The 9327-nt window shown below is 39.4% G+C and carries 7 protein-coding genes and 1 pseudogene; all 8 read right to left on the reverse strand.

All coding sequences use genetic code 11. The annotated features are described in order from the left end of the window. Positions 1 to 342: 342 nt before the first annotated feature. Positions 343 to 729 carry a response regulator gene (locus H6G08_RS36390; protein WP_190552103.1) on the reverse strand — a complete coding sequence of 129 codons (387 nt, stop codon included), beginning with the start codon at positions 727 to 729 and terminating at the stop codon, positions 343 to 345. Between the two features lie 71 nt (positions 730 to 800). Next, on the reverse strand, positions 801 to 1790 hold the full coding sequence (locus H6G08_RS36395) for a sensor histidine kinase (protein ID WP_190552105.1): 990 nt from the start codon (positions 1788 to 1790) through the stop codon (positions 801 to 803). A gap of 842 nt (positions 1791 to 2632) precedes the next feature. Next, positions 2633 to 3031, reverse strand: coding sequence for a response regulator (locus H6G08_RS36400; protein ID WP_206758306.1), 399 nt, complete (start codon positions 3029 to 3031; stop codon positions 2633 to 2635). 69 nt (positions 3032 to 3100) lie between these two features. Next, a complete protein-coding gene (locus H6G08_RS36405; protein WP_190552109.1) occupies positions 3101 to 3466 on the reverse strand; it encodes a response regulator transcription factor in 366 nt (121 codons plus the stop codon). A gap of 332 nt (positions 3467 to 3798) precedes the next feature. Then, a complete protein-coding gene (locus H6G08_RS36410; protein WP_190552111.1) occupies positions 3799 to 4200 on the reverse strand; it encodes a PAS domain S-box protein in 402 nt (133 codons plus the stop codon). Between the two features lie 346 nt (positions 4201 to 4546). Beyond that, positions 4547 to 4924, reverse strand: coding sequence for a response regulator (locus H6G08_RS36415; protein ID WP_190552113.1), 378 nt, complete (start codon positions 4922 to 4924; stop codon positions 4547 to 4549). A 320-nt stretch (positions 4925 to 5244) separates the two neighbouring features. Continuing rightward, entirely contained in the window at positions 5245 to 8841 is a 3597-nt protein-coding gene (locus H6G08_RS36420; protein WP_190552115.1) for a PAS domain S-box protein, read from the reverse strand. A 210-nt stretch (positions 8842 to 9051) separates the two neighbouring features. Beyond that, positions 9052 to 9327: pseudogene (locus H6G08_RS37270) on the reverse strand (hypothetical protein); the annotation flags it as partial.

The following is a 9327-nucleotide window of genomic DNA, read 5'->3' on the forward strand; positions in this document are numbered from 1 at the left end:
GCCTGCCTTCGCAGGCTAAAAGTTTGATAGCCTGCGAAGGCAGGCTTCGTATTTCTAGCCCCACCCTTATAGGGTGAGGGCGTTTTTGCACATTTGGGATGCTCCCACTAAAATAGTGCATTAGATGTAGGTTGGGTTGAGGCTTTGCGAAACCCAACATGAATTTTAGAAACTCAACATAGATGCTGGTGTTGGGTTTCCTTACGTCAACCCAACCTACATTTTTTTGCAACATTTTAGCCTTGCCACGCCACTACGTATTTATTCAAAAATCAAATATGAATCCTATAGATTAACGGGTAAGGGTTAAAAAATAACCCTTACCCTTGACTTGTACTGCTGCTAATAGTTTCTAAATTTCTCATGAGCAGACTGAACTATTGTGATCAATTCTCCAACATCAAATGGTTTATGTAGAAAATCAGCAATACCTAATGATGAGGCTAATTTTTCTAAAGCACTCTCTGAAGAAACTAGTACAACTGGTAATTTAATTCCATTTGACTGGAGATTTTGATAAACTTCACCACCTGTTAAAACTGGCATCTGATAATCTAAAATTAGTAGGTCTGGTTTTTGTGCTAAAACTTTTCGTATTGCTTCTCTACCATTATTGGCTGTACTTACTTCCCAGCCGCGTTCCTCTAATATTAGAGTTAGCATTAGGCGATAAGATGCGTCATCATCTGCAATTAGTACTTTAGGTTTTTGATAATTGTCAGGTTTCATAAATTATTATCCATTTTTAGGATAAATAAAATCATGAGTGTGAGTGTCAGTTTCTAGCTATGCACTTGCAATCACTTTGATATTGTTAGCGGTAGTTTAACTAAAAAATGTGTCCAGCTTTGACTGCTTGTAACTTCAATTGAGCCTTGGATATATTGCACAAGTTTTTTAACTAAAGCTAAACCCAATCCAGCCTGATGATTTTGATTAGGTTCGCTTTGAGAAGTCAAAGAAGATGAGCCAAAAATTGGGGATTGTTCTTCTGTTTGGCTATGAGAGATTCGGTAAAATGGTTCAAATATCAGAGATATTTGTTCTGCTGTAATTTCTACCCCAGAATTGCTAACGATAATTTGCAAACTGGGGTTTTGAGTAGAGGTGAGTTGAACAGTGACAATAATCTTTTCTCCTGAAGGAGTGTATTTACAAGCGTTGTGGAGTAACTCTGATACAATCCGATTTAAAATCGCTAAATCGGAAACTATTGGTGGTAAATTTGCGCCGATATTAACGCTGAAAGCCTTTTGTTGTGCTTGCGCTACTTCCTGAAAACTTTCAACTAATGGGGGTAGCCAATAGTGAATTTGAATTAAACTCAATTCTAAGGAATATAAATCTGCATCTAAAATTCGTAGATTCAGCAAATCGTTAACTAAATTTAATTCGCGATCGCACTCGTAACTGAGAATATTGAGATAGCGAGAAATCGACTCAGAGATAGTAGCTGGCACTAACATGAATATTCCCTGCTGAGTCAGAAGATTTTCTAACATATAGATTGCCATTTTCATATTTGATAATGGCGAGCGCATTTCATGAGAAGTTGCGGTTAACACAGCTTCTTTTAATTGCTTCATGTTTTGCATTTCTGCCATTTGGATTTCTAGTTGTCGCACATGTTTAATCGCTAGGTTACATTCTTCTTGTAAGCGACGTTGAGTGTCATCTAAAAGTACCATATCTGGGAAATTTTCTGGTAATTTCATGGCAAAAATATAATCATCCTCTACCATCAGGATTTTCACAGCTTTGTTTTTTTGCGTATCAGAAGATATGCTCATTGTGTTAACTTTTTTGAGTAAAGAATAGTAGCCAAATTAAAATGAGTAAATTGACTTTTTGACTACTAATGGCATATTTTTAGTTAAGCCTAAAATATTATGATTGTCTGAGAAATTCAGATTAGGCATTTCTTGCCAACAGTGGCGACAAAACCAGTAAGTTTCATTGGCGCGGATATGACGTAGCATTTGATGAGAGCAGCAAGGACAGTGTGACATAAAATTGTTGTTTTATTTAATAAATTGAATGACAGTAAACTAAATGTTAGTTAAATATTGGTGAGTAAGGGCAAGGTGAATGAGTGAAATTCTTACTCATGCACAGAACTAAGTAGAATCACCAACGAAATAAATTTATAGACAAAAAATAAAAAACTGATGAAAAAAGTCTAGTTGTAACAAATCGAAATGATAAATGATGAGAAATTTGATTTTTTAAATAAGGGACTTCCAAGTAAAAAAATATTCCATTACTATTGTTGTAGGGGCGGGTTTAACCGACATATTTGTTTTCGACATGAGTATCTCGCAAAACCCGCCCCTACAGACGGTTGATAGTTAACTGTGAACCGTCAACTGTCAACCGTCAACGTTTAACGGAATAATTTATTTTTTGGAGTTCCCTAAGCGCTAGTAGGTTGGGTTGAACGAAGTGAAACCCAACAAATCGCCGAAAATGTTGGGTTTCGTTCCTCAACCCAACCTACGCGGTTTAAGGTTTTTGACGCTAACTTAACGGTTTTATAGCCTCACCCTTGAGGGTGAAGGCGTTTTCAATTTTTTATGTGTTCTGGTGTACGCAGTTCATGATGGCTACTTAGTCAGAAATTCAACAGGCAATTCTACAAATAACAACTTGGTACATAATCCCAACCCAGTATTTTTGCAAGCTGAACTGGAATTTGTAAAGGATTAAAGGGTTTAAAGATAACACCTGCTATTTTATGCTGGCGCAAAAATTCTGGCTCTAACCATCGTACAGCAGCACTCATTAGCACTATAGGAATTTTTTGGTTTTCTGGCTTATCTCTAAATTCATTAATACATTGAAAACAATTCATACAGTGCATGGATAAGTCCATAACAATCGCATCAGGATGCTCAATTTTAGCTTTCTGGATTCCTTCTAAAAGAGAATCAGCAACTACTACATTCCAACCAGCTAAATCTGTGAGGCAAAGTTCCACAATTTCTCGCACATATAGTTCATTATCAATGAGCAAGATAGTTTTGGTGGACATACCTACCACCTCTAATGTCTGCATTTAAGGAGACTCCAAAAAGAAAATTTTCATCTGAAAGCGATTTGATTAATCTACTAAGCCAGAGCGCAGAGCTAATACAGTAGCTTGAGTTCTATCGCCAACATTGAGCTTGTTAAAAATATTTCTAACGTGTGCCTTCACAGTACCGATTGTTATATATAGTGTTTGAGAAATATCAAAATTACTATTACCATCAACAATCATTTTGAGAATACAAAGCTCTCGTGCAGTCAAAGGATGCTCTAGGATTTGCTGTCGCTGTTGTGCATCAATCGCACGGATATTCACAGTTTGGGAGTGCAAAACCGAAATACCAAACCATTTCTCTGTGATTTGACTGTCAGCGTAACCTGGGGGTGGGCATAAACTAACCTTTTTTCCTGCAAATGGTTCAATTTGACAAGTTTTCATATATTTTTCTTTTGGTCTAAAGGATGTTGCTGATACCAGAAAGGTAAATTAGAAAAATGAAAAACTTATAAAAACCGAAATTTCGTTACAAAGCTTAAAAATTGATTACTCATACCAATTTAAATATTGTTTGCGGCATGTCAATCTATTCTAGAGGGCATGGCAATGCCCATCTGTGTCAACTTAAGCACAAAACTTTTCTCTATCTCGTTTCCAGCCTCCGGCTGGAAATGCGTATTGCGAGGCTCCGCCTCGTCTTCTGATCTTAGTTGTGAATCTACAGCCTGACTAGCATTTTTAATTGCACTGCACTACTTGGCTTATTTGTTGTTTTATCTTTCCTCCCAAAACACTATCACGCCTCCTGTAAGTTCACCTTGGTCATTTTTGAATGAATTAATACTATTAGCTATAGGAATCATGTTTCCATTTTTAGCAATTAATAGAATACCTTTATGAAAATAAAGGGTAGCTTTTTCTTTAATTGTGGAAATAATTTTATTTTCTAGATTGAGCAGAGTTTGTTGCTCGACAACTTGCATAATTTCGGTGAAAATTTTGCCTTGTGCTTCATGTAAGTTCCATCCGATCATTGTTAGTGCTTGTTGATTTATGTGCTTAATCTGCAATTGGTAATCAAATATAATCACTCCATATTTTTTTGAGTCATTTACAGCCAGAGATTTTCTTTCCCTAATATGATTTTCTTGTGTATGGGATAAGAGATTATTCATCTTTATTTTTAGATAGAATGCACAGTAAATTTGTCTTAGCTAATTTGCTAAGACTGGGAAAAACAAGATGTATAGTTGTTGACAGTTGACAGTTGACAGTTGACAGACTTAAAAACCTTTGAGTATCAGGGTTTTATCTTAGGTTGATGTCCTAATCTATCTGGCTACAGCTATATTTATTTTTTTTTAAATAAATAAGTATCAGCAGTTAATAAACTTTTGGCGCAAATCAAAAGTCTTCACCTTTGATTTGCGGTTTCAGAGATTTTGCTGATACCAGAAAGGTAAATTAGAAAAATAAAAAACTTATGAAAAATCAGTTTATGTTACAAAACTTAATAATCAATTATTCATCCCAGCCGAAAAGATCAGCTACTTCGTGGGAAATACTGAAAGGTTCAAAGGGTTTGATAATGACTCCAGCAATTCCCATTTGCGCAAACCGCACGCGATCGCTTGTTTGAGATTTGGCTGTGAGAAAAATTACTGGTATCGTTTTAGTAGCTAAATTAGTCTGAAGTTGTTCATATACAGCAAAACCGTCCATTTCTGGCATAGATACATCTAGCAGAATTCCATCTACGGGTTGATTCTGGGCGATTTTGAGCGCTTCTTGCCCGGAGCTAGCCGTTATTATTGTCCATCCGCCGATATCTGATAAACAAGCTTCGACTAGCTCAAGAATACATTCTTCGTCATCAACGATTAATAGTTTTTTAGTCATTTGTTATTGGGCATTGGGCATTGGGCATTGGGCATTGGGCATTAGGCATTGGGCATTGGTGTCAACTTAACGTGAAACTCGCTTTGTAGCAAGGTTTTTGCCCTCACCCCCAACCCCTCGCTTACCCAATCAACCGCCGTCACCCTCGAAGGGTGCGGCTAATTGAACATGAGCTTACCTGCGTGGGCTAAGAAAATTTAGCCCACGCAGGTGGGCTTTGTAACGTGAGCCAGTGGCTTACAGCCTGCGGGCGGTACGTCGGGTAAGTGAGAGAACTTAAGTTGACACCCATGCCTGCCCCCTGCCCCCTACTCCTTTGGCTAGACAGCGATGGGTAGGGTGAAGAAGAATGTACTACCTGTACCGAGAGTACTCTCAACCCAGATTTTACCGCCGTGTTGCTCGATGATGGTACGACAAATGGCTAAACCTAAGCCTGTACCGCCTTTGGTACGAGCATCGGAGGCATCTACTTGCTGAAATCTGTTAAAGATGGTTTCTAATTTGTCTGCTGGAATTCCCCTACCGCGATCGCTAATTTTAAACAATAACGCATCTTTTTGTTGTTGCACACTGATAGCAATAGTGGAATCAGCAGGGGAGAATTTGAGGGCGTTACTTAAAAGATTTGTCAGTGTTTGAATTACAGCGTCGTTTGCTGCCCAGACTTGCTCATCCCTAGCATGGATATCAAAGGCAATATTTTGCTGTTTGGCGATCGCTTGTACTCCCGCTACTGCTTGTTCAATTAAATCGGCTGCTTTGCAGATGGTTTTTTCTAAAACTACACGACCTGAGTCTAAGCGTTCTAAATCGAGAATATCATTAACTAAGCGCACCAAGCGATCGCTTTCTTTAGCAGCAATTTCAATCATCCGCTGAGATTTTTCTGGTTTTTGAGCGTAGATGCCACTTTTTAATAAACCCATAGAGGCGCGAATTGAGGTTAAAGGTGTACGCAGTTCGTGACTGACAATGCCGATAAACTCATTTTTCATCTGCTCAATTTTTTGTTCTTCGGTAATATCTTCCGCCAACCCAGCTATGCGCACTATTTCCCCTAGTTCATTTTTAATCGCAAATGCGCGATCGCGAATCCAACGTATAGAACCATCAGGGCGGATAATGCGGTATTTTTTCTCAAATTGCCCGGTTTTTAGCTGTTCTAACATTTCTAGTTTCACGCGATCGCGATCGTCTGGATGCACGGATTCTATCCAAGCTAAAACGTTTTCATACAGATCTGCACAACTGCGTTGCCAAATAGCTTCATAAGCTGGGCTGACATAAAGAACTTGCTGATAGTCTTTATCTGTCATCCAAAATACAGCTTGAATATTTTCTGCTAACTGGCGGAACTTTTCTTCACTTTCGCCCAAAGCGGCTTCGATATGTTTGCGCTCGCTAATATCAAATAATGTTGAGCGACTCATAATAAAGTTACCAGCTTCATCTGTGAGGGCTGTTGCATTTAAGCTGATCCATGTAGTTGTGCCATCTTTTTTGAAAATTTCAAACTCCAGATTATTAATCCAACCCTGTTGCTTAAACTTAGGAAAATTTTCGTGAAATAATTGTTTACTTTTGGGGGTGAGGAAATCTAAAAACTTCTTGTGCAACATTTCCTCACGGGTATATCCTAGCAATTTTAGTTCTGTATCATTGATGCGAATAAAATTACCATCCACATTTAGGGAATGGTAACCACAAGGCGCATTATGATAAAGATCCTCAACTTCTTGTAAATACTTTTGTATAGCAGCTTGGGCTTGTTTTTGTACTGTAATATTATTATTAATTTCTAAAATCTTGACTGGTTTACCGACATTATCTTTTTGTAATACCCAACGACTGGAAACAGTCACCGGTTGAGCATCCTTGCGGAAATGAATCAGTTCTCCTTCCCAATAACCTGTGGCTAAAAATTCTGCTTCAATTTCACTTAATGGTTGGGGAAATTGGGTTTTTAAGAGAGTATGGGAGATTTGCCCTACAGCCTCAGCTTTGCTAAAGCCATACATCGACTCAGCTCCATCATTCCAGAAAGTAATTTTCCAACTTAAATCTAGAGTCATGATGGTATCATGTGCCAAATCTAGGAGTTGCGCCTGTTCTAAAAGCAGGAGTTGAATTTGTTGCTGCTGGATTACTGTATCTAACAGGCGATTGTTTGTTTGTTTCAGTTGCTCTGTACGCTTGGTTACCTGTTGCTCAAGTTCGGTATTCATTTGCTCTAGAGCAATTTGTACCTGTTTTCGTTCTGTAATATCGTCAGCAAAAATCATAATGCCGCCAATCTCACCTGTTGCCTTACGCCAAGGGTGAATTTCCCAGCATATCCACTGTTGGCTACCATCTAAGCGGACAAACAAATCTTCATCGCATTTTTCAATCATCCCAGCTAAACAGCGTTGGTGAATATCTCGCCATTGTTGGGTTATTTCGGGAAAAATTTCGTAGTGCGATCGCCCAATGAGGGATTCAATGGAATCAAGATGATACTCTTCTACCCATCTTTTACTAGCCATGACATAGCACATCTGGCGATCGAACATGGCAATACTGGCAGGTGCATACCTGACAAATAAGTTTAAAGTTGATTCTCTTTCTTGCAATGCAATTTCGGCTTGTTTTCGTTCTTGCAGTTCAGTGTCTACCTGTGTAAACAAAGCTGCTTGCTGGATGGCAATGCTTACCTGTGCGCCTAACTGTCGCAGCAAATCGATTTCACTGGATTGCCATTCCCGGGGAGCCGCACAGTGATGCGCCGCCAATAATCCCCACAGTTCATCACCCAAGAGAATGGGAACTACTAAATTAGCTCTCACCTGGAGACTAGCCAGAAATTCAACGTGACAGGGGCTAATTCCCGCCGTATAAATATCAGATTTGGCTGTAACTAAACCGCGTTTAAAAGGTTCAACGTTTTCTTCGCCAATACAAGGATCGTAAATCTTCAGTGGTAAGATAGACATCCATTCTGGGGCTACCGATTCTACAACCGTTGTGCCACCCCAGCCGGGAGAAAATTGGAAAATAATCACGCGATCGCACTCTAAAAACTGCCTGACTTCATCAACAGTAGCTTGCAAAATTTCTTGTAAATTAAGCGATCGGCGAATGCGCTGAGTCATTTCCATTACTAAGCGCTGTTGCTCAAATTGTTGTTTCTCTTGGCTTTGAGCTTGTTTGCGCTCGTCAATCGCCATCACAGTTCCACTCATGCGCACAGGCTCACCTGCGGCGTTATAAAATGCTTGTCCTCGTCCCTCAACCCAGTGAATGCTCCCATCTGCCCAAATTACGCGAAATTCACAATGGTAGATGCGATGGGTTTGGATTGCTTGTTGTACTGCTTGGTTAAGCAAAGTGCGATCGTCTGGATGTAAACAAGCATCAAAAGTTTCATATTTACCGTCAAAGCTACCAACAGTTAAGCCAAATAAATATTCATGTTCTGGTGACCAATTAATTTTACCTGTCACCATATCCCAATCCCACATTCCCATCTGCGCCGCCGATAAAGCCATCCGCAGTTGCTCGGCATTTTCCTGCGCTAATTTTTGCCCCAGTTGCTGAATCTTATGTCTACTGTGGTAAAGACTGCCTGTAATAAAATGAATTGTCAAGCCAACCAGTAGGAAAAGAACCAGGCGAAATACATCCTCTACTTCAGGAATGGAAAATTTGTATCGCGGGGGAATGAAAAAATAATTGATTGCCAATGTAGACAGGGTAACCGTGACGATCCCTGGACGAAAACCACCATACCAGGTAGTCACGGCGATCGCTATATAAAAAAAAGCCCCAATAGTCCGTGATATTAGTTGTTCTAGGCAAAGTGACAGCAAAAGAGCGATCGCCGTTGAGCCAATCGCGATCGCATAAGACAATAATCGGCGATCGTATCTCATCATTCTTTACCTCCCCTGGCTATAACCGACTTTCACATTGGCTTGCTAATAAAATCATCACCTCCAGTGGCAAAACCTTGCTAAAGGGATGTTGCATCAGTATAGGCTGTCACGAATAAAATCCGTAAATCCTAACCTTAGGGTCTTGACAAATTACTTAATAAGATTTTAAGCCAGTAATGATCGTGAGGCTGAAAAATTCGGCATTTCTGCTCAATTACTGGCAATATGCCATTGCTCTGGAAGATAAACACCCCAAACAAAGCCATTCCCCCAGGGTTGGTTAGCAAAACGACCCAATTTTAAAACCTTTGCGATCGCTTCTCTACAGCTTAAAGGTGCAAAACAGATTTGCCTTGTTAAATAAAGTAGTTGCCTTATTAGAGGATGTTTGAAAAGTCGGACAGATTGTAAAAAAGCTCTCTCGGTATACGCTGTGAATAGATAGTAGACAGCACCGAGAGAGCAACATGAGTAAAGCATATCCCA

The sequence above is a fragment of the Calothrix anomala FACHB-343 genome (genome assembly GCF_014696435.1).
Classification (GTDB): Bacteria; Cyanobacteriota; Cyanobacteriia; order Cyanobacteriales; family Nostocaceae; genus Aulosira; species Aulosira anomala_A.

Bases quoted from the DNA above. Each gene is read 5' to 3' on its own strand.
- H6G08_RS36390 (WP_190552103.1), bottom strand. From the start codon at position 729: ATGAAACCTGACAATTATCAAAAACCTAAAGTACTAATTGCAGATGAT.
- H6G08_RS36415 (WP_190552113.1), bottom strand. From the start codon at position 4,924: ATGACTAAAAAACTATTAATCGTTGATGACGAAGAATGTATTCTTGAG.
- H6G08_RS36395 (WP_190552105.1), bottom strand. From the start codon at position 1,790: ATGAGCATATCTTCTGATACGCAAAAAAACAAAGCTGTGAAAATCCTG.
- H6G08_RS36410 (WP_190552111.1), bottom strand. From the start codon at position 4,200: ATGAATAATCTCTTATCCCATACACAAGAAAATCATATTAGGGAAAGA.
- H6G08_RS36405 (WP_190552109.1), bottom strand. From the start codon at position 3,466: ATGAAAACTTGTCAAATTGAACCATTTGCAGGAAAAAAGGTTAGTTTA.
- H6G08_RS36420 (WP_190552115.1), bottom strand. From the start codon at position 8,841: ATGATGAGATACGATCGCCGATTATTGTCTTATGCGATCGCGATTGGC.
- H6G08_RS36400 (WP_206758306.1), bottom strand. From the start codon at position 3,031: ATGTCCACCAAAACTATCTTGCTCATTGATAATGAACTATATGTGCGA.